The organism is Microbacterium sp. USHLN186 (genome assembly GCF_037145155.1).
Taxonomy (GTDB): domain Bacteria; phylum Actinomycetota; class Actinomycetes; order Actinomycetales; family Microbacteriaceae; genus Microbacterium.
Window position 1 is genome coordinate 62,945 of record NZ_JBBCYA010000006.1, and the last position, 19,146, is coordinate 82,090.

Genomic DNA, 19,146 nt, shown 5'->3' on the forward strand with positions numbered 1-19,146 from the left:
GTTCTGTTACTCAACAAGGAGTTTGACTTGACTGCTGCTTCCCACCGGCTCGGACGCATGCTCGCTGCCTCCGCTGCGATCCTTACCGGAGGCTTGGTGCTCTCCGGATGCGGTGCCGCCGAGCCCGCTGCAGAATTCGACCCCGATGCCGACGTCTCGTTGGATTTCGCCTTCTGGGGCAACGATGATCGTGCCGAACGCTACAACGCACTGATCAAGGCCTTCAACGAAGAACACCCGAATATCGAGATCAAGACGACGTTCACCGACTTCCCCAGCTATTGGGAGAAGCGCGCGACGGAAGCGGCGAGCGGAGGCCTGCCTGACGTCTTCCAGTTCTCCGACAGCTATCTGCGCCAATACGCCGAGAGCGGGCACCTGCTTGACCTTGGCACCGTGTCGGAGTACGTCGATTTCTCCACCTTCGAGGATTCTCTGCTCGGCACCGGTCGGCTCGATGATGTGCAGTACTCCCTCCCCACCGGATACAGCATGTGGGCGAACTTCGTGAACGATGACCTGCTCGACGAGTATGCAGTGGCAGCGCCCGAGGGCGGATCCACCCCTGCCGAGTACAACGACTGGATGGCCGCATTCACCGAGGCGTCCGCAGGGAAGGTCTACGGTGGCACGGACTACACGCAGCGCATTCAGGGTTTCGAGCTCGTCCTGCGCGCGCACGGCAAGAACCTGTACACGGATGACGGCGAACTCGGCTTCACCAAGGACGAGCTGCGCGAGTACTGGGCGAGCGGAGACCAGTTGCGCGGCGGCGCTGCCGTGCCTCAGCAGCGTCTGGAGGAGATCAGTCCGAAGTCGGGTCTGGGCGGCCGGCTCACCGCCAGCGAGATGAGCTGGAGCAATTTCCTCGGCAGCTATCTGGCGGATTCCACGGCCAAGTCGATGACGATCATCGCGCCGCCCACTTCGGTCGCCGGCGCCAAGGACCTGTATCAGCAGGGCGGGCTGCAGATCGCCATCTCGCCGAAGACCAAGCATCCGGAAGCCGCGGCCATGTTCCTGGACTTCGTGGTGAACAGCGAGGACGCCGGTAGGATCTTCGGCACCACGCTGGGCTTCCCAGCGTCCTCGAGCAAGCTTGCCGGCACCGCTCTCGAGGGCATCGACAAGCAGGTCGCCGACTACATCGCATCCGTCGCCGATCGCGTCGGTGACACGCCTCCTGTGCCGGTCGTGGGCTACGGCTCTCTCGAGCAGAAGTTCTGGGACCTGGGACGGGAGATCGGTCTGGGGACGACGACCATCGACGAGGCGGTCGATCGCTTCTTCGACGAGGCGGAAGTCATTCTCGAATGATCACCGGACGCATCGACCCCGCGGACGCGATCGCCGACATCGATCGCCGGATCTTCGGCGGGTTCGTAGAGCACCTGGGCCGCCACATCTACGACGGGATCCACGAGCCGGGGCATCCCACCGCGGATGAGGACGGCTTCCGGGGCGACGTCGTCGCCCTCGTGCAAGAGCTGGGTGTGACGACCGTACGGTACCCAGGCGGTAACTTCGTCTCGGGCTACCGGTGGGAGGACGGCATCGGCCCGCGCGATCAGCGGCCTCGCCGGCTCGACCTCGCCTGGCATGCCACGGAGACGAACGAGGTCGGTCTGCACGAGTTCGCGGAGTGGCTGGCGAAGGTCGGCAGCGAACTGATGCTGGCGGTCAACCTCGGTACGCGCGGTACCCAGGAAGCGCTGGACCTTCTCGAGTACGCCAACGTCTCGGTGGAGACGGAGTGGACCCGGCGGCGCGCTGCCAACGGCCGCGCGGAGCCGTTCGGCGTGCGCATGTGGTGCCTGGGCAACGAGATGGACGGGCCGTGGCAGCTGGGCCACCGCAACGCCGTCGACTACGGCAAGCTCGCCTCACGCACGGCCAAGGCGATGCGGCAGATGGATCCGACGGTGCAGCTGGTGGCGTGCGGCTCGTCCGGACGCACCATGCCGACCTTCGGCAGCTGGGAGCGCGAGGTGCTCGAGCAGGCCTTCGACGATGTCGATTTCATCTCGTGCCACGCGTACTACCAGGAGCGTGACGGGGACGCCCAGGAGTTCCTCGCCTCGGCGGTCGACATGGATCGCTTCATCAGCGAGGTGGTGGCGACCGCCGATCAGGTCGCCGCAGCACGCAAGAGCGACAAGCGCATCCAGATCGCCTTCGACGAATGGAACGTCTGGTACCTGTCCCGCTGGGAGGAGCAGGCCAAGACCTATGGGCCGGACGACTGGCCGATCGCGCCCCGGCAGCTCGAGGATCAGTACAGCGCACTGGACGCGGTGGTGTTCGGCGACCTGCTGATCACGCTGCTGCAGCATGCAGACCGGGTGCGTTCGGCATCCCTCGCTCAGCTGGTCAACGTGATCGCCCCGATCATGACCGAGCCCGGCGGGATCGCGTGGCGCCAGACGACGTTCTTCCCGTTCTCGATCACGTCGCGGTTGGCGGGTGCGACGGCGGTGCGGGTTCCGATCGAGTGCGGCACGTTCACCAGCATCCGATTCGGGGAGGTCGCGGCGGTGAACGCCGTCGCAACCCTGGACGACGACGGCGCCACGCTGTTCCTGGTGAACCGCTCCACGGTCGAGACGGCGCCGATCGAGCTGGACGTCTCGCGCCTGGCGGGCGGCGCGGCGAAGGGCCTGCGGGTGCAGGAGGCGCATATCCTGCACGAGGAGGACATGTATGCCGCGAACACGCTCGCGGATCCCGAGCGCGTTGGGGTCAGCGAGTTGGACGCCGGTGTCGAGGACGGCGTGCTGCGGATGACGCTGCCGCCGGTGAGCTGGGCCGCTGTGCGACTCGGCTGACACCGTCGATCGTTGCGAAGAGCGAGGAGACAGCGATGTCTGTGGGTGTGAAGGACGTCGCCGCGGCGGCCGGGGTGTCGGTGGGCACGGTCTCGAACGTGCTCAACCGACCCGAGCGGGTGTCGTCGGCCACGGTTCAGCGCGTGCAGACCGCGATCGAGCGGCTGGGATTCGTCCGCAATGACGCCGCTCGCCAGCTGCGCGCAGGTCGCAGCCGCAGCATCGGGCTGGTGGTCGCAGACGTCGGCAACCCCTTCTTCGCGGAGATCGTCCGCGGCGCCGAGGATCGCGCGGCGGAGGCCGGCATGACCGTCCTGCTCGGCAACAGCGACGAGGCAGTCGAGCGTCAGAACTCGCACCTCGCGCTGTTCCTGGAGCAGCGGGTGAACGGGGTGCTTGTCACGCCGGCATCAGAGGACCTCACCCGCCTGCACGCTCTCTCAGCCGCCGGGGTGCCGGTGATCCTGGTGGACCGCGAGGGGTCGGACGACTCGTTCCCCTCCGTCTCTGTCGACGACGTCGAAGGGGGGCGACTGGCCGCCGAGCATCTGCTACAGTCCGGCCGTCGTCGCCTCGCGTTCGTCTGCGGCCCCCGATCCGTGCGACAGGTGGCGGACCGTCTCACGGGTGCGCGGTCCGCGGTGGCGGAGTATCCGGATGCCGGGATCGAGATCATCGAGCGGCCGGCGCTGACGGTGCTGCAGGGTCGGTCGGCGGGGGAGGAGATCGTCGCGCGAGACGCTGCTCTGCGACCGGATGCGGTGTTCGCCGCCAACGATCTGCTCGCGGTGGGTCTGCTGCAGGCGTTCAGCTTCGGCTCCGGCGTCGACGTCCCGGATGACATCGCGCTGATCGGCTACGACGACATCGACTTCGCCAGCGCCACAGTCGTTCCGCTGAGCTCCGTGCGTCAGCCGGCGCGGCTGATCGGATGGACCGGCGTGGACCTGCTGCTCAAGGAGATGGCGGACGGGGGCGAGCATGAGCGGCAGGTGCGGTTCCGTCCGGAGCTCGTGGTGCGGGAGTCGAGCGCCACCGAAAGTGGCGCCCGCGTGCACGAGCAGGGCGGGTGACCCGTTATGATGGAACGACGTGCTCGCCGTGGCGGGTACTGGAGACGTCGCATAGTCAGGCCTAGTGCACCACCCTGCTAAGGTGGAGTCCTCGCAAGGGGACCGAGGGTTCAAATCCCTCCGTCTCCGCCAAGAATCCGGTCTCGGGACGAAGCCTCGGGAGCCGGATTTTTCGCTCCGTCGGCGATTCCAGTCACGATCCCCCGCCGCTGCGCCGCCCGCTCCCGCTGCACCGTAGGCTCGGTGCCATGCAGCATCGCACTCTGGGTCGCACTGGTCGCGACGTCTCGGTCATCGGTCTCGGCACGTGGCAGCTCGGCGCGGACTGGGGTGATGTGAGCGAAGCCGATGCCAGGGCCGTGCTCGATGCGAGCGCTACCGCCGGAGTCACCTTCTTCGACACCGCCGACGTCTACGGCGACGGACGCAGCGAGTCGCTGATCGGCGCGTGGCGGCGCGACAACCCGGACGCCCCGCTCATGGTCGCCACCAAGATGGGGCGTCGTGTGGAGCAGATCCCCGCCAACTACGTGCTCGAGAACTTCCGCTCCTGGACCGACCGCAGCCGGCGGAACCTCGGCGTCGACACGCTCGACCTCGTGCAGCTGCACTGCCCGCCCCCTGCGGTCTACTCCGACGACGCGGTGTTCGATGCACTCGACACCCTCGTCGCCGAACAGATCGTGGCCGCGTACGGCGTGAGCGTCGAGACGACCGCCCAGGCACTCGCCGCCATCGGGCGCCCGGGTGTCGCGACGGTGCAGATCATCCTCAACGCCTTCCGCCTGAAGCCGCTCGACGAGGTCCTGCCGGCAGCCATCGACGCCGGGGTCGGCATCATCGCACGCGTGCCGCTCGCGAGCGGGCTGCTCTCGGGACGCTACTCCCGCGACACGGAGTTCGCCGCGAACGATCACCGCAGCTTCAACCGGCACGGCGAGGCCTTCGACCAGGGCGAGACCTTCTCGGGCGTCGACTACGAACAGGGCGTGGAGGCGGCGCAGGAGTTCTCCGCGCTCGCCGCGAAAGCGGGGCTCGCTCCCGCGACGGCGGCTCTGGCGTGGGTGTCTCAGCTCCCGGGTGTCTCGTCCGTGATCCCCGGTGCCCGCAGTGTGGCGCAGGCGGAATCGAACGCGGCGGCGGGGTCGGTTCCCGAGCTCGGTGAGGACTTCACCTCCGCTGTGCGCGATCTGTACGACCGCCGGTTCCGCGCGGATGTCCACCCGCGGTGGTGAGCAGCAGGTCTTGGACTGAGCACCTCTATCACGCCCGCCGCGCAGCGGCCAGGGTCTCGCCCGCGCCGCCCGCGTGCATGATGGTCGTGACATGAGCGAGAAGGATGAGGGCGTCGACGACATGAGTCACGAGCAGAAGCTGCGCGACCAGTTCCTGCGCGCCGAGCACTCCACTGAAGCCGACGCGGCGCCGCGCATCGATGTGTCGGAGCACGGCGGCAACGTCCGCGTGGACATCGCCGAGACCGCGGCCGTGCGCCCCGGACCCGGCCCCGGCGTCGACGGCGCGGACGGGGCGAGCTGACAGGCGGTGCGGAGGGGTGACATGACGCGACTGTGACACGGCCGCGCCGTGACACGACCGCGCCGGCAGCATCCGCTCCACTACCCTGAAACTCATGGCCAACGCAGCGACGCAGCCCCCACGGCGCGAGGCCTTCGGCTCGCGCAACGTCTTCATCCTCTCCGCGATCGGCTCTGCCGTCGGGCTCGGCAACATCTGGCGCTTCCCGTACGTCGCGTACGAGGGCGGCGGCGGCGCGTTCCTGATCCCGTACCTGTGCGCACTGCTCACCGCCGGCATCCCGCTGCTGTTCTTCGACTACGCGATCGGCCATCGCTTCCGCGGCTCCGCGCCGCTCGCCTTCCGGCGCATGCACCGCGCGGTCGAGCCGTTGGGGTGGTGGCAGGTGCTCATCTGCGTGGTGATCGCGACCTACTACGCGGTGATCATCGCCTGGGCGGCGATGTACACCTGGTTCTCGGCGCAGATCAGCTGGGGCAAGGGCAACGAGGAGGGCTTCTTCTTCAAGGAGTTCCTGCAGATGGGCAAGGTGAAGGACGGCATCTCGCTGGAGTTCGTCCCGCAGGTCGGCCTGCCGCTGATCGGCGTCTGGCTGGTCGTGATCGTCATCATGGCCCTCGGAGTGAAGCGGGGGATCGGCGCGGCGAACATGGTGCTCATGCCGCTGCTGACCCTGATGTTCGCCGCGCTGGTGGTGCAGTCGCTGTTCCTGCCGGGGGCGATGGACGGGCTCAACGCCTTCTTCACCCCGAACTGGGCAGCGCTGGCGAACCCCGGCGTGTGGGCGTCGGCCTACGGGCACATCTTCTTCTCGCTGTCGGTGGCGTTCGGCATCATGGTCACCTACTCCTCGTACCTCAAGCGCAAGACCGACCTCACCGGCTCGGGGCTCGTGGTCGGCTTCGCGAACTCCGGGTTCGAGATCCTTGCCGGCATCGGTGTCTTCGCCGCGCTGGGCTTCATGGCGCAGGCGCAGGGCGAGAAGGTGGGCGACGTCGCCGCGAACGGCATCGGCCTCGCCTTCGTCGCCTTCCCGACCATCGTCTCGAACGCGGTGGGCGGTTCGATCATCGGCGTGCTGTTCTTCGGCGCACTGGTCTTCGCCGGGGTGACCTCGCTCATCTCCGTGCTCGAAGTCGTCGTCGCCGCGCTGCAGGACAAACTCGGGTGGGGCCGCGTGCGCACCACCCTCACCGTCGCGATCCCCGTCGCACTGATCTCCATCGCGTTCTTCTCCACGACGACCGCGCTGGCCGTGCTCGATGCGACCGACGCGTTCATCAACGCGTTCGGCATCATGGCGGTCGCGCTGGTCGCCGTGATCGTGGTGGCCTGGCTGCTGCACCGCCTGCCGATGCTGCGTGAGCACCTGAACCGTCGCTCGAGCTTCCGCCTCGGCTGGACCTGGATGCTGCTGGTCGGCGCGCTTGCGCCGGTCGTGCTCGGCTACCTGTTCGTGAGCGAGATCATCGCCAAGATCAGCCAGCCCTACGGGGGCTACCCGCTGTGGTTCCTCGCCATCTTCGGCTGGGGGATGGTGATCGCGCTGGTCGTGCTCGCGATCCTGCTCTCGCTGCTGCCCTGGAGCCGCCGCTCGCACGCCAAGGACGACCCCGAGTACGACGAGTTCCTCGTGGCCGAGCAGTACGCCCCGGATGCCGAGACGGCGAGCATCGCCGTGCCGGCCGCCGCCGGCAGGGTCGGCTCGACGATGAAGGGAGAGCACGCATGACCACGACCGCTGTGATCATGATGATCGTCGCGATGGTGACGGTGTGGGGCGGTCTCATCGCCGCCATCGTCAACCTCGCGCGGCATCCGGATGCCGCTGCCGACGAACCCTCCCCGCCCGTCGAACTGTGACCCGGCCCTGATCGGCGCGCCGGTGCGGACGGATTCCGCCTGACGGAGTAGTGGCCGAATCGCCGTCGTGGTGGTTGAATCCGATCATGGTGATGGAGCGCAGTGCCGGCCTCGAGTCGGTGCGGGTCGCCGACTCCCTGCGCGACGACATCATCTTCGGACGACGCCCGCCGGGATCGCGTCTGGTGGAGCGTGACATCGCCGCCGAGCTGAAGGTCTCGCGCCTGCCGGTCCGCGAGGCGATCAAGGCCCTCGTCGCCGACGGGATCGTCGTCGCGCGCCCGCGCAGCTGGGCGACCGTCCGGCGGTTCTCCGAGCAGGACGTGCAGGATTTCGCCGAGGTGCGCGAAGCCGTCGAGACCCTCGCCTTCGTCCTCACCACCAAGCGCATCGACGACGTCGGGCTGGCTCTGCTCGAATCGCTCGTCACCCAGGAGGCGACGGCGGCCGCGCTCGGCGACACCGAATCGGCCCTGGAGGCATCCGCCGCATTCCACATGGCGGCGGTGCGTCTGTCCGAGAACGCCATGCTCATCGAGCTGGCGGACTCGCTGGTGACCCGGCTGCGGTGGCTGTTCGGCCAGCACGAGGACCTCGTCGGGATGGCGGCGACCCACCGCGTGATCCTCGAGGCGATCCGCGATCGCGACGTCGAAGCTGTCGAGCGACTCATCCCGGAGCACCTCGCGCAGGGGCGTGCGGTGACCCGCGAGCGGCTCTTCGGATCGGTGGAAGAGCCCGACTGAACCCCGCCCACCGCTGTCGGTGGGGTGCCGGTACGCTCGGAACGGGAGGTGCGTGTGGGACGGACAGCGGATGCCATCGCCGAGGGCGTCGCGATCGCCACGGCGGCCGTGCGACTGACGGTGAAGAACCAGATCCTCGTCGGCACGATCGCGCGCGGCGGCGCATTCGAGATCGCGCACTACATGGACGAGGCGCGCACGGCCCTGCGCGCCATGGCCGACGAATCCGAGCAGGCCGCCGAGCATCTGACGCTGCTGCGCAAGCGCGCCCGTGGGCGGCACTCCGACCCGCACGGCACGCACGACTACCGCGACCGCGACGTGCGGAACCTCCGCCGCCGCGCCAAGCAGTCCGTCGGTGTGGCAGAGCACCTGCGCGCCATGACAGACGATCCTGAGGCGCTGCGCGACCTGGTCGAAGAGGCACGGGCAGCGGCCTGGGCCGACGTGCGCGGCAACCTCGACCGGCGCCTGCGCGTGGAGGGCATGCGCGCCGATCAGGACCCCGAGTACGAGACCATGCGCGAGGCGCGCATGCAGGCGCTGAAGCTGGTCGACCTGCAGGCGCTCTCGTCGGCCCAGCGCGCCCGTCGCAAGCGGGAGAGGGCCGAGGAGAAGGCGGATGAGCGGGAGGCGCTGCGTGCCGAGAAAGAGCCGCGCAAGGCGCCCTGGGCGCGACGGTCCTGAGCCCGTCCCGGCCCGATTTCGCTTCTCGGTGAAACGTGCTGTAGGCTGTTCCCTGGCCCGCTGAGCGGGCCGTGCGCCCCTAGCTCAATGGATAGAGCATCTGACTACGGATCAGAAGGTTGGGGGTTCGAGTCCCTCGGGGCGCGCACTGTGTTGAGACAGTATCGAAACCCCCGTCGCGGAAGCGACGGGGGTTTCGCCTTTCCTGCCGACCGGCACCGGCCCGGAGAAGTCGCGCCGGCCGTAGGCTGGAGGCGTGACTGCGTACGTCTCGGCTTTCGACCTGTTCTCCATCGGCGTGGGACCCTCGAGCTCCCACACCGTGGGGCCGATGCGGGCCGGTCTGGACTTCGCGGATCGCCTGCGCGGCGACGGTCTGATCGAGCGCGTCGCCCGCGTGCGCTGCGAGCTGTTCGGCTCTCTCGGCGCCACCGGATTGGGCCATGGCACCCCGGATGCCGTCGTCGCCGGCCTGCAGGGACTGCGCCCCGAGACCTGCGAGCCGGCCGATGTGCGCGAGCTGTGGAGCACCTGGCCGGAAGGGCGCGAGCTGCTGCTGGCGGGGGAGCACGGCATCCCGTTCGCCAAGGACGACATCGCGTTCGTCCCGCGCACCCGCCTGCCCGGTCACCCGAACGCGATGACGCTGCACGCACTGGACGCCGATGGCGCCCCGGTGCTCGAGCAGACCTACTACTCCGTCGGCGGCGGGTTCATCCGCCGCGACGGCGAGCAGCCGCGCGTCGCGGCCGCGCCGCAGCCGTTCCCGTACGACACCGCCGAGGAGCTGCTCGCACTGTGCGACGAGACGGGCATGTCGATCGCCGAGCTCGCCCGCGCGAACGAGATGGCGCAGCGCAGCGAGGAGGAGGTCGCCGCGGGACTGGACGCGATCTGGGACGCCATGGCGGCTTGCGTCGACGCCGGGCTGCACGCCGGCGGCACGCTGCCGGGCATCCTGAAGGTCAAGCGCCGCGCCGGCGACATCCGCGAGCAGCTGGAGACCTCGGAGGCGGAGGGGCATGTCGCGGTGCCCGGCGAGTGGCTCGGTGCGTTTGCGCTGGCGGTCAACGAGGAGAACGCTGCCGGCGGACGTGTGGTCACCGCGCCGACGAACGGCGCCGCCGGCATCCTGCCCGCCGTCGCGATGTACTGGTGGCGCTTCCTCGCGGATTCCGGATTGGGCGTCGGCAACGCGGTGACTCCGCACGGTGAGCTGGTGGGCAGTGCGCTGCTGGGCTACCGTCCGTCCGGGGCGGCCGACAGCACGCCGGTGATGAGCCTGTCGAAGGGCGAACTGGTCGACGAGGACGCCGTGGCGGAGGCGAACCGGCGCCGCGGCATCCGGCGCTTCCTGCTCACCGCCACCGCGCTCGGCTCGCTGTTCAAGGCCAACGCGTCGATCTCCGGGGCCGAGGGCGGATGCCAGGCCGAGGTCGGCTCGGCGTGCGCGATGGCCGCCGGCGGGCTCACCGCGGTGATGGGCGGCACCGTCCGTCAGATCGAGAACGCCGCCGAGATCGCGATGGAGCACCACCTCGGGCTCACCTGCGACCCGATCGGCGGCCTCGTGCAGATCCCGTGCATCGAGCGCAACGCGATCGCCGCCTCCACCGCCGTCACCGCCGCGCGGCTCGCCCTGCGCGGCGACGGGCATCACTACGTCTCGCTCGACGCGGTCGTCGAGACCATGCGCCAGACCGGTCTGGACATGTCGACGAAGTACAAGGAGACCAGCGAGGGCGGCCTCGCGGTGAACGTCATCGAGTGCTGACCGGCGCGCTCTCTTCACGATGAGCGGGGTCTCGCCAACGCCCGTGCGCGGGTGAATAATCAAGCCATGACCGACAGCGCGGATGCCGTCGTCGTCGACGAACTGCGGGTGCGGCGCGGACGGCGAGCGGTTCTCGACGGGCTGTCGCTGCGCGTTCCGAGCGGTCGGGTGATCGGACTGCTCGGGCCCTCGGGTAGCGGCAAGACCACGCTGATGCGCGCCATCGTCGGCGTGCAGCGGGTGGAGGGCGGCAGCATCTCCGTGCTCGGCGAACCGGCCGGCTCACGCGGTCTGCGTGGGAGAATCGCCTACGGAACGCAGGGAGCCGCAGTGTACGGCGACCTCAGCGTCCGAGAGAACCTGCGCTATTTCGCGTCAGTGCTCGGGGCACCGCCGGGGGAAGTAGATCGAGTGCTCTCGCAGGTGGGGCTGCGTGCGCAGGCGCGCCAGCAGGCGGCGGATCTCAGCGGTGGGCAGCAGAACCGGGTGTCACTGGCCGTGGCCCTGCTCGGGCGCCCCGAGCTGATCGTCCTCGACGAGCCGACCGTCGGCCTCGACCCGGTGCTGCGCGCCGAGCTCTGGCAGCTGTTCCGCGAGATCGCCGATGCCGGCACCACCATGCTCGTGTCCAGCCACGTCATGGACGAGGCGCTGCGCTGCGATCGTCTGCTGCTCATGCGCAGCGGAAAGATCATCACCGACACGACCCCCGAACAGCTGCTCGCCGAGACCGGACAGACCGACGCCGAGAACGCGTTCCTGGTGCTCATCCAGCGCGACGTCGAACGCGAGAGCGATCACCGTGCGGATCTCGAGCCGGGACTGCCGACGCGCCGGGCGCTGCGCAGGAGGGACTCGTGAACGTCCGGCGCACCCTCGCGACCGCCGGACGGGTGCTGCATCAGCTGCGACACGACCCGCGCTCCATCGCGCTCATGCTCGTCGCCCCGAGCCTGCTCGTGGGGCTGTTCGCATGGCTGTTCGCCGATCAGGAGGGCGTGTTCGACCGCTTCGGCGGCGCGATTCTGGCCCTGTTCCCGTTCATCGTCATGTTCCTGGTGACCTCCGTCACCACGCTGCGCGAGCGCCGTTCGGGCACGCTGGAGCGGCTCATGACGACGCCGCTCGGGAAGGCCGACTTCCTCATCGGCTATGCACTGGCGTTCGCGCTGGTGGCGCTCGTGCAAGCGGCCATCACGGTGGCGTTCGCGGTGTATGTGTGCGGGCTCGACGTCGAAGGGCCGCTGTGGCAGCTGGGCGCGGTGGCGGTCGTCGACGCCGTGCTCGGCACGGCCCTCGGGTTGCTCGCCAGCGCCTTCGCGCAGACCGAGTTCCAGGCCGTGCAGTTCATGCCGGTGCTGGTGTTTCCGCAGATCATCCTCGGCGGGCTGTTCATGCCGCGCGATCAGATGCCCGACGTGCTCTACGCCATCTCCGACTGGCTGCCGCTGAGCCATGCCATCGACGCGATCCAGGCCGTCGCGGCGGGCGAGGAGGGCTGGGATGTCGGTGCGCCGCTGCTGATCGTCGCCGCGTTCGCGGTGGGATGCCTGGTCCTCGCCCCGCTCACCCTGCGCCGCCGCACACCGTGAACGGGTGGCCGGATCGTGGCCGCAGCGGTGCTCACTCGCGTGCCGCGCGGCGCGTGGTGTGCCGGGTGGGCGCCGCCGCCCACGGGTTCTCCGGCCACGGGTGCTTGGGGTAGCGCCCGCGCATCTCGGCGCGCACCTGCGCGTACGGTCCCGACCAGAACGAGGCGAGGTCGGCGGTGACGGCGAGGGGCCGGCCCGCCGGAGAGAGCAGATGGAACAGCACCGGGACGCGCCCGCCGATCAGTCGCGGAGTGTCGGCCCAGCCGAAGCACTCCTGCAGCTTCACCGCCACCACGGGCAGCGCATCGGGCTCGTCCAGCGGCGGGTAGGCGATGCGCACGTGCGAGCCGCTGGGCACCTCCAGCCGTTCCGGAGCGAGCGCGTCGAGGTCGGCGGCGGCCGGCCAGGGCAGCAGGCGGCGCAGTGGTGCGGCCAGGTCGACGCGCGCCGCCGGGATGCCGCTGGCCAGTGCCCGCAGCTCCGGAGCGAGCCAGTCATCCAGTCGCGCGACGAGAGCGGCATCCGACATCTCCGGCCACGGCTCGCCCAGCTCGCGGTGCAGAAGCCCCAGCCGTCGACGCAGCGCGCTGGCGGCGGCACACCAGTCGAACAGGCCGAGCCCCTCGACCTGCACCGCGCGGCGCACGGCGTCCGCCGCCTCCTCCGGCGTGGGGCGCACCGGCACCGTCGTGCGCACGATGGCGCCCACGCGACGCTCGCGCCGGGCCGAGACCCGGCCGCCGTCGAAGCGCGCCTCCACACGATCGGTCAGCAGATGATCGGCGGCGCGCTCGAGCTGCGCCTCGGTGATCGGCGCCGCCGCGCGGATCAGCGCGCCCGACCCGGCCGCGGCTCGACCCGAGGCGCGGGCGACGTCGGCGACGGCCAGCCATTCTGCGTCGGCGAGGGGGCCGCGGATGCCGGCGCGGGTGCCGGATGCCAGCAGGAACGTCGCGCCGTCGGCGCTGCGTTCCACCCGCCGCGCGATCCGCGCCGGGTGGGCGAGAGCGACGATGAACCCGACCTCGTCGGTGCCTGCCGTCGTCGGCCGGTGAGCGGGGACGAGCCGCTGCAGCCGGTCGACCTCGCGCTGCCATGCTGCGGCTATGGGGTCGCGGCGGTGGCGCAGCGCTTTGAGAGTCGCGGCGATGTCGGCATCCGGCATCCGCATGTCCGCACTCAGCAGGGCGACCACCCCGGCGGCCACCTGCGAGCCGGCGATCTCGGCACCGTCGCGCAGCGCTCGGGCCAGTCGAGGGTCCACGGGGATGTGCGCGAGGGCACGACCCGCATCGGTGACCCGCCCCTCGTCGTCGACCGCACCGAGCCCGTGCAGGACTGCCACGGCGTCGCGCATGCTCTCGGCCGGGGGAGGGTCGAGCAGCCGCAGTCCCGCCGCGCCGGGGGAGCCCCAGCAGGCGAGCAGCAGGGCCGCATCGGCGAGGTCGGCGGTGGCGATCTCGGGCGCGGTGCGGGCGGGGGCTGCGGCATAGGTGCGCTCGTCGACGCAGCGGATCACGGTGCCGGGCGCCTCGCGCGTGGCGCGTCCTGCGCGTTGCACGCAGGACGCGCGCGAGGCGGCGGAGGTGACGAGGCCGGTCATCCCGCGTGCGGCGTCGCGCTGCGGACGCCGGGCAAGACAGCTGTCGACGACGACGCGCACCCCGGGAACGGTCAGCGACGACTCGGCGAGCGACGTGCTCACGATGACGCGCCGAGGACCACCGGGTGCGCGACCGCGGATCACGGCGTCCTGCGCCGCGGATGACAGCTGCCCGTGCAGCTCGCGCACGTCGGCATCCGGGATCGCCGAGGCCAGGCGTCTGGCGATCTCGGTGACCTCGCGGGCACCGGGGGCGAAGACCAGGACGTCGCCCGCCGGATCGGCCCGCTGCAGCTCCCGCGCCGCGGAGGCCGCGGTATCGGCGAGGTGGTCGAGGAAACCCCGGGTCACCCCGCGCTCATCCAGCCGCGGAACGGGGCTCGGCGCCCACCGCTCGGTCAGCGCATGCGCGGGTACGGTGTGGGCGATGATCGGCGCCGGCGCGGCATCCGTGCCGATGACACCGGCGACCCGGTCGGCGTCGAGCGTCGCCGACATCGCGACGAGCGTGAGGTCGTCGCGCAGCTGGCGGACCTCGCCCAGCAGCCCGATGAGCAGGTCGGTGTCGAGGGCGCGCTCGTGCACCTCGTCGAGGATGACGGCGTCGACGCCGTCGAGGCCGGGGTCGTCGAGCATCCGTCGCAGCAGCACGCCGGCGGTGACGAACTCCACCCGGGTGCCGACGCCGACCTGTCGCTCACCGCGCACGGTGAAGCCGACGCGGCTGCCGAGCGGCGATCCGTCGAGCTGGGCGAGACGTCGGGCGCCCGCGCGCGCGGCCACCCGTCGCGGCTGCGTGACGATCACGCGTCCGGTCACGCGAGAAGCGAGCAGCGGCGGCACCAGCGTCGTCTTCCCGGTGCCGGGCGGGGCGCTCACGACCAGCCCGGTGCTCGCGTCGAGGGCGCGATCCACGTCGGCGAGGGCCCCCGCGAACGACAGTCCCGCCCCGATGCGGGCGAGGTCGAACGCGGGAGAGCTCACGCTTCCAGTCTGCCGGGGGTCAGGTGCCCGAGGTGGGCTCGTCGGCGTCAGCGAGGGTGCGCTCGACGATCGCCGTGGAGGTGCGGGAGTCACCGGATGCCGCGGACGAGGCATCCGTCGCCTGCGCCACCCCCGCGCCGAAGCCGCGACCGACCGCCTGGCCCTGGATGATCGCGGCGAGGTCGAGGCCGGTGGCCGCGCTGACGCTGTCGAACACCGATCGCATGGCCTTGGCGTTGTCGCCGCCCACGACCGTGGAGGCACCGTCTTCGCCGGCGCCGCCGATGATCGAGACGTTGCCGATGGTCGAGTAGCCCTTGGCGAACTCCGCCATGATCTGGGGGAGCACCTCGAGCACGCGCTGCGACAGGAACGCCTCCTGGTTCGAGGCGATGGCCTTCGCCTCGGCCTCGACGGCGGCCGCGCGCGCCTCACCCTCGGCGCGGATCGCCTCGGCTTCGGCGTTCGCGCGCAGGCGGCGCGCCTCGGCTTCGGCCTCAGCCTGCGCACGCAGCGCGTTGGCGTCACCGGTGGCCTTCGCCTCGGCTGCGGCTGCTTCACCGGCGGCGCGCGCCCGGTCGGCCTGCGCCTGCTGCTCGGCGATGCGGGTGCGGGCCTCGGCCTGCTTGACCTGCTCGATCGCGGCGGCCTCGGCCGCCTTCTCGCGCGTGAACAGGTCGGCCTGGGCGCGGGTCTCGGCCTCGTAGCGCTGGGCGTCGGCGACGCGCTTGACGTCGGCGTCCAGCTGCGCCTGCCGGTTCTCGGCCTGCTGCTGCAGAACGGCCTGCTCGGCCTGTGCGCGGGCGAGCTGCTCGGCCTGCTCGGCCTCGGCGCGGGCGCGGCCGATGCCGGCGTTGGCGTTGGCGGTGTTGGTGTCGAGCGCGGTCTGCTCGATCAGGTTCGCTTCCTGGTTGGCGATGTTCTTCTGGTTGATCGCGCGGTCGGCGTTGGTCTGCGAGATCTCGGCCGCCTGGCGCTTCGCCTGGATCTCGGGTGCGCCGAGCGACTGGATGTAGCCGACCCGGTCGGTGATGCCCTTGATCTGGAAGGAGTCGAGGATCAGTCCCTGATCGGCCAGCTCATTGGAGACGTCTGCCGCGATCTGGTCGGAGAACTTCTTGCGCTCGCGCATCAGCTCGACGACCGACAGGGTGGCGACGATGCCGCGCAGCGCGCCCTCGAGCTGCTCGGTGGTGAACTGCTCGATCGCCTTGTCCTGCGAGGCGAAACGCTCGGCGGCGCGGCGGACGTACAGCGGGTCGGAGCCGATCTTCACGATCGCGACGCCGTCGACGTTCAGGGTCACGCTGTCGAGCGACTGCGCCTCGGCGTTCAGCAGCACCTGGCGCGAGCGCAGCGAGATGATCTCGTGGCGCTGCGTGATCGGGTTGACCAGCGACTTGCCGTTGACGATCACCGTCACCGGCGACTCGCCGAGTTCGGAGCTCGTGCTGCCATCGGCGTTGATGACGGCGCGCTGCACCTTCTGTTTGCGACCGGAGATCACGAGCGCCTCGTCGGCGCGGGCGACCTTGATCCAGCTGCGTGCGAACAGCAGCAGGACGAGTGCGACGACGATGACCGCGACGAGCGCGATTCCGATGATGACCAGGATGCCGACTGCTCCGGCGATCTCCATGGCGACCTTCCTTTCCCCCCTGAAGGGCCTCAGCTCACCACCCTGCCAGATGGGCGGCGCGGCGCGCACAGTCCTCGCCCTTCAGTGCGGGCAGTCACGCGGCCAGGGAGTATCGCCTCGCGCCACCCGGACGCGGGGTGCCGGTGGGGTCGACGTAGGGCGGCGGGATGAACCACACCCGCGCGGCCGTGCCGCCGCCGTCGATGCGGATCTCCCAGCCGTTGTCATGGATGCGATGGTGGCAGCTCTCGCAGAGCAGGATGCCGTTCGCCAGATCAGTGGGGCCGGCGTCGCGGCTCCACCACGCGATATGGTGCGCCCGCGTCATCTCGGGCGGCAGTCCGCACATCGCGCATCCGCCGTCGCGTTCGGCCAGTGCCAGCCGCTGCGCGGTGGTGAACAGGCGCCGCCGGCGGCCCCAGTCGAGAATCTCGCTGTCGGCGCCGAGGACGCAGGGGATCACACCACCCGAGGCGGCCATCCGCCGCACCGCGCCGATGCTGACGGGCTGGTTGGAGCCGTCGACGGTGCCGAAGCCCGTACCCGCGCTCAGGTCGTTCAGGTTCACCCGCACGATCACGGTCGCGCCGGCGAGGGCAGGAGCGCCGTTGTCGCATCCGATCCCGTGCGCGCACAGGGCGCTCAGCGCATCCGCCTGCAGCTGCGGCACCGACCGGTGATCGGCATCGGGAGCGTCGGGGTCGATCGCGTTCTTCCGCGCGGCGAATTGGGCCGAGACGTACCCGTTGATCGCCGCCCGGATGGGTGCGGCGGTCTCGATGTCGAAGACGCCGTTCAGGTGCACGGCGCCGTCGCGCTCGAAGAGGGTGACCGACCGCTGCGCCCGGATCTCCTCTTCGCGCGGTGCGACACCGTCGGGGTCCAGCCAGGCTTCCGCATGTGCGATCAGCTTGCGCACCTCGTCGGCAGACAGGCCGACGGCCTTCTCGGCGAGCATCCGCTCCGCTTCGCTGAGCGACTGCGGATCGACCTTCAGACGCACGCGGTCGAGGAGGCCGATCAGCAGCCCCGCGACCGCTGTGCTGAGAGCACCGGCGGCGAGTGCTGCCTGCACGGCCGGGTACTTCGCCGGACGGCGCTCGCCGAGCAGGTCGATGCGCGGCGCCGTGGCCTCGCCCACTTTGACGAGCCGCGTCGCCTCGCCGGCAGTGGCGCCGGAAGTGGTGGCGATCAGCTGGGCGGGATTGCGGAAACCCTGCTGCTTGGCGAGCGAGTCCGGCCCGAGTGCCGGCCGCGACTCGTGAGCGATGCCTGCGGCCACCTCGGAGTGCAGAGCATCGACCAGACGACGGAGCCTGCCGAGGGCCGCATTCGCCTCGACGAGCTGCTGCCGCGTCATGCCGGAAGCATCGGTGGCTCCCGACCATGCCGCGTCGAGGCGGTCGATCGCCTCGTGCAGTCCGCTCAGGTGGTTCGTCATTCACTCAGTTTACTTCGAGACGAAACGACATTCAAACATATCTTCGATAATTGTGGATAACTCGCCAGTCGTTCGATCTGTGCAGAAACAGCAGCGTGCATCCGGGGAAAGGCGCTCTATGGCCTGCCGCGCAGCTTCTCCGTCAGCGCGAGAAGCGCCGCGAGTTCGTCGTCTGAGAGCGGCGACATGCGCTCGGCGATCGTGCGCCCGTGCACGGTGGCCATCTGGCGGAATGCGCGCGCGCCGGCATCCGTCGCGGTGACGATCGCACCGCGACCGTCATCGGGGTCGACGCGCTTGCTCACCAGACCGCGCGTGACCATACGGTCGACGAGCCGGGAGACGCTCGGCTGGCTCGTGAGCGAATTGGCGGTGATGTCGCGGAGTCGTGCGGTCATCGCCTCGGCGCGCGTGACGGTCAGGAGCACGTCGTACTCGGCCTGTGTGATCTCGGCGTCGTCGAAGTCGGATGCCATCTCGACGAAGAGCTCGTGCTGCGCGCGGAAGAGGCTCTCCCAGGCCTGCAGGGCGAGCTGGCGGTCGGTCATGGTTCTCAGCGTACTGTCCGGGTGTGGATGCTCGCGGGGCAGCAGTAAGGGCCGGTCGGAGAGGCTTCCGACCGGCCCTTGTCCCTTGCACCAAGAGTGTCCTGCAATCACATGCGGTGGATGCCACAGCAAACATTCACCGTGCGATGAGTGTATAACGGCGAGATAACGAATGCAACGGTTTGGTCACGAATTTCGTCGCGTGATTCCCGCTCTGACTGGTCGATGTGGCTTGCCGGACGAGGATGTTATCGGTGTCGTTCCTGAAAGCGCGCAACTTTCGCACGGTTCCCGCAGCGCTGCATGGAGCACCACTGCCGTCGGCGGCCGCGGGAGGTGTCGACGAAGAGCAGGCCGCAGCGCTCGTGGTGGCAGACAGTGACGCGAGGCAGGAGGCCGTTGGTGGCCAGTGTGACCGCGTCAGCAGCGATCTGGCCGAGCGCGCCGCGGAAAGAAGCGGGTGCGTCGATCTTCGCGGTGATGTCCGTGCCGGCTCCAACGAGAGTTGCGCGTGGGGCGTCACGGCTCAGGTCGTTGATGAGTGCGATCTCAGCGGCCGATGCGCGGTGCTCGAATAGGGCTTCCAATGCTCCGCGAAGGGCGAGCGCTGTGGAGTAGTCGGCATCAGCGCTGGACGAGACGGCGACGCCCGCGGACTGCATCCAACCGATCATCGATCGACTCGTGGGAAGCGTCTCGCGCGGGACATCCGACCAGCGATCGCGCAGGGTATTCACGAAGTCGACGCTCAGCGCGCCGCCATCCATGATCCAGTCCACACCCCGCATGGTTCAAGGATACCGGGAGCGAGTTGAAACTAACCTGTTCACGT

The 19,146-nt window shown here is 69.9% G+C and carries 17 protein-coding genes and 2 tRNA genes; 14 read left to right on the top strand and 5 right to left on the bottom strand.

What is annotated here, in order from left to right:
* Positions 1–27 precede the first annotated feature (27 nt).
* The 14 genes from WFG93_RS12100 to WFG93_RS12165 all read left to right on the top strand — a co-directional run bounded on the left by WFG93_RS12100 (position 28) and on the right by WFG93_RS12165 (position 12,099).
* Positions 28–1,317: an ABC transporter substrate-binding protein gene (locus WFG93_RS12100; protein ID WP_336646588.1), complete on the top strand. Its 1,290-nt coding sequence runs from the start codon at positions 28–30 to the stop codon at positions 1,315–1,317.
* On the top strand, positions 1,314–2,825 hold the full coding sequence (gene arfA / locus WFG93_RS12105) for an arabinosylfuranosidase ArfA (protein ID WP_336646589.1): 1,512 nt from the start codon (positions 1,314–1,316) through the stop codon (positions 2,823–2,825). The genes WFG93_RS12100 and arfA overlap by 4 nt, the downstream gene beginning before the upstream one ends.
* Positions 2,826–2,860: 35 nt before the next feature.
* Entirely contained in the window at positions 2,861–3,898 is a 1,038-nt protein-coding gene (locus WFG93_RS12110; RefSeq protein WP_336646590.1) for a LacI family DNA-binding transcriptional regulator, read from the top strand.
* A gap of 40 nt (positions 3,899–3,938) precedes the next feature.
* Positions 3,939–4,030: transfer RNA gene (locus WFG93_RS12115), tRNA-Ser, on the top strand.
* Positions 4,031–4,146: 116 nt separating this feature from the next.
* Positions 4,147–5,133, top strand: coding sequence for an aldo/keto reductase (locus WFG93_RS12120; RefSeq protein WP_336646591.1), 987 nt, complete (start codon positions 4,147–4,149; stop codon positions 5,131–5,133).
* A 91-nt stretch (positions 5,134–5,224) separates the two neighbouring features.
* Positions 5,225–5,437 (top strand): multidrug transporter, encoded by a 213-nt coding sequence (locus WFG93_RS12125; protein ID WP_336646592.1) that lies wholly within the window; start codon positions 5,225–5,227, stop codon positions 5,435–5,437.
* A 94-nt stretch (positions 5,438–5,531) separates the two neighbouring features.
* Positions 5,532–7,169 (top strand): sodium-dependent transporter, encoded by a 1,638-nt coding sequence (locus WFG93_RS12130; protein ID WP_336646593.1) that lies wholly within the window; start codon positions 5,532–5,534, stop codon positions 7,167–7,169.
* Positions 7,166–7,300 (top strand): methionine/alanine import family NSS transporter small subunit, encoded by a 135-nt coding sequence (locus WFG93_RS12135; RefSeq protein WP_336646594.1) that lies wholly within the window; start codon positions 7,166–7,168, stop codon positions 7,298–7,300. Before WFG93_RS12130 ends, WFG93_RS12135 begins: the two co-directional genes overlap by 4 nt.
* 86 nt (positions 7,301–7,386) lie before the next feature.
* Positions 7,387–8,046 (top strand): GntR family transcriptional regulator, encoded by a 660-nt coding sequence (locus WFG93_RS12140; protein WP_336646595.1) that lies wholly within the window; start codon positions 7,387–7,389, stop codon positions 8,044–8,046.
* Between the two features lie 48 nt (positions 8,047–8,094).
* Positions 8,095–8,733 carry an asparagine synthase gene (locus tag WFG93_RS12145; protein ID WP_336646596.1) on the top strand — a complete coding sequence of 213 codons (639 nt, stop codon included), beginning with the start codon at positions 8,095–8,097 and terminating at the stop codon, positions 8,731–8,733.
* Positions 8,734–8,806: 73 nt separating this feature from the next.
* A tRNA-Arg gene (locus tag WFG93_RS12150) sits at positions 8,807–8,879 on the top strand.
* A 110-nt stretch (positions 8,880–8,989) separates the two neighbouring features.
* The gene (locus WFG93_RS12155; protein WP_336646597.1) at positions 8,990–10,507 is read left to right on the top strand and encodes an L-serine ammonia-lyase, iron-sulfur-dependent, subunit alpha; all 1,518 of its coding nucleotides are present in this window, start codon (positions 8,990–8,992) and stop codon (positions 10,505–10,507) included.
* Between the two features lie 66 nt (positions 10,508–10,573).
* Positions 10,574–11,368, top strand: a complete 795-nt coding sequence (locus tag WFG93_RS12160; protein WP_336646598.1) for an ABC transporter ATP-binding protein — start codon at positions 10,574–10,576, stop codon at positions 11,366–11,368.
* Positions 11,365–12,099 carry an ABC transporter permease gene (locus WFG93_RS12165; RefSeq protein WP_336646599.1) on the top strand — a complete coding sequence of 245 codons (735 nt, stop codon included), beginning with the start codon at positions 11,365–11,367 and terminating at the stop codon, positions 12,097–12,099. The genes WFG93_RS12160 and WFG93_RS12165 overlap by 4 nt, the downstream gene beginning before the upstream one ends.
* A 31-nt stretch (positions 12,100–12,130) precedes the next feature.
* On the opposite strand, the gene hrpB is transcribed toward WFG93_RS12165, so the two are convergent.
* From hrpB to WFG93_RS12190, 5 genes are all read right to left on the bottom strand, one after another.
* Positions 12,131–14,686 carry an ATP-dependent helicase HrpB gene (gene hrpB, locus WFG93_RS12170; RefSeq protein ID WP_336646600.1) on the bottom strand — a complete coding sequence of 852 codons (2,556 nt, stop codon included), beginning with the start codon at positions 14,684–14,686 and terminating at the stop codon, positions 12,131–12,133.
* Positions 14,687–14,705: 19 nt separating this feature from the next.
* Positions 14,706–16,325, bottom strand: coding sequence for an SPFH domain-containing protein (locus WFG93_RS12175; protein WP_336646601.1), 1,620 nt, complete (start codon positions 16,323–16,325; stop codon positions 14,706–14,708).
* A gap of 94 nt (positions 16,326–16,419) precedes the next feature.
* Positions 16,420–17,766: a DUF222 domain-containing protein gene (locus WFG93_RS12180; protein WP_336646602.1), complete on the bottom strand. Its 1,347-nt coding sequence runs from the start codon at positions 17,764–17,766 to the stop codon at positions 16,420–16,422.
* 116 nt (positions 17,767–17,882) lie between these two features.
* Entirely contained in the window at positions 17,883–18,314 is a 432-nt protein-coding gene (locus WFG93_RS12185; protein WP_336646603.1) for a MarR family winged helix-turn-helix transcriptional regulator, read from the bottom strand.
* 248 nt (positions 18,315–18,562) lie between these two features.
* Positions 18,563–19,102 carry a CGNR zinc finger domain-containing protein gene (locus WFG93_RS12190; protein ID WP_336646604.1) on the bottom strand — a complete coding sequence of 180 codons (540 nt, stop codon included), beginning with the start codon at positions 19,100–19,102 and terminating at the stop codon, positions 18,563–18,565.
* Positions 19,103–19,146 lie beyond the last annotated feature (44 nt).

Excerpts from the sequence above, each read along its gene's own strand:
- WFG93_RS12120 (WP_336646591.1), top strand. The coding sequence starts at position 4,147 with ATGCAGCATCGCACTCTGGGTCGCACTGGTCGCGACGTCTCGGTCATC.
- WFG93_RS12185 (WP_336646603.1), bottom strand. The coding sequence starts at position 18,314 with ATGACCGACCGCCAGCTCGCCCTGCAGGCCTGGGAGAGCCTCTTCCGC.
- WFG93_RS12130 (WP_336646593.1), top strand. The coding sequence starts at position 5,532 with ATGGCCAACGCAGCGACGCAGCCCCCACGGCGCGAGGCCTTCGGCTCG.
- WFG93_RS12180 (WP_336646602.1), bottom strand. The coding sequence starts at position 17,766 with ATGACGAACCACCTGAGCGGACTGCACGAGGCGATCGACCGCCTCGAC.
- arfA (WP_336646589.1), top strand. The coding sequence starts at position 1,314 with ATGATCACCGGACGCATCGACCCCGCGGACGCGATCGCCGACATCGAT.
- WFG93_RS12110 (WP_336646590.1), top strand. The coding sequence starts at position 2,861 with ATGTCTGTGGGTGTGAAGGACGTCGCCGCGGCGGCCGGGGTGTCGGTG.
- WFG93_RS12140 (WP_336646595.1), top strand. The coding sequence starts at position 7,387 with ATGGTGATGGAGCGCAGTGCCGGCCTCGAGTCGGTGCGGGTCGCCGAC.
- WFG93_RS12160 (WP_336646598.1), top strand. The coding sequence starts at position 10,574 with ATGACCGACAGCGCGGATGCCGTCGTCGTCGACGAACTGCGGGTGCGG.
- WFG93_RS12175 (WP_336646601.1), bottom strand. The coding sequence starts at position 16,325 with ATGGAGATCGCCGGAGCAGTCGGCATCCTGGTCATCATCGGAATCGCG.
- WFG93_RS12190 (WP_336646604.1), bottom strand. The coding sequence starts at position 19,102 with ATGCGGGGTGTGGACTGGATCATGGATGGCGGCGCGCTGAGCGTCGAC.
- WFG93_RS12125 (WP_336646592.1), top strand. The coding sequence starts at position 5,225 with ATGAGCGAGAAGGATGAGGGCGTCGACGACATGAGTCACGAGCAGAAG.
- WFG93_RS12135 (WP_336646594.1), top strand. The coding sequence starts at position 7,166 with ATGACCACGACCGCTGTGATCATGATGATCGTCGCGATGGTGACGGTG.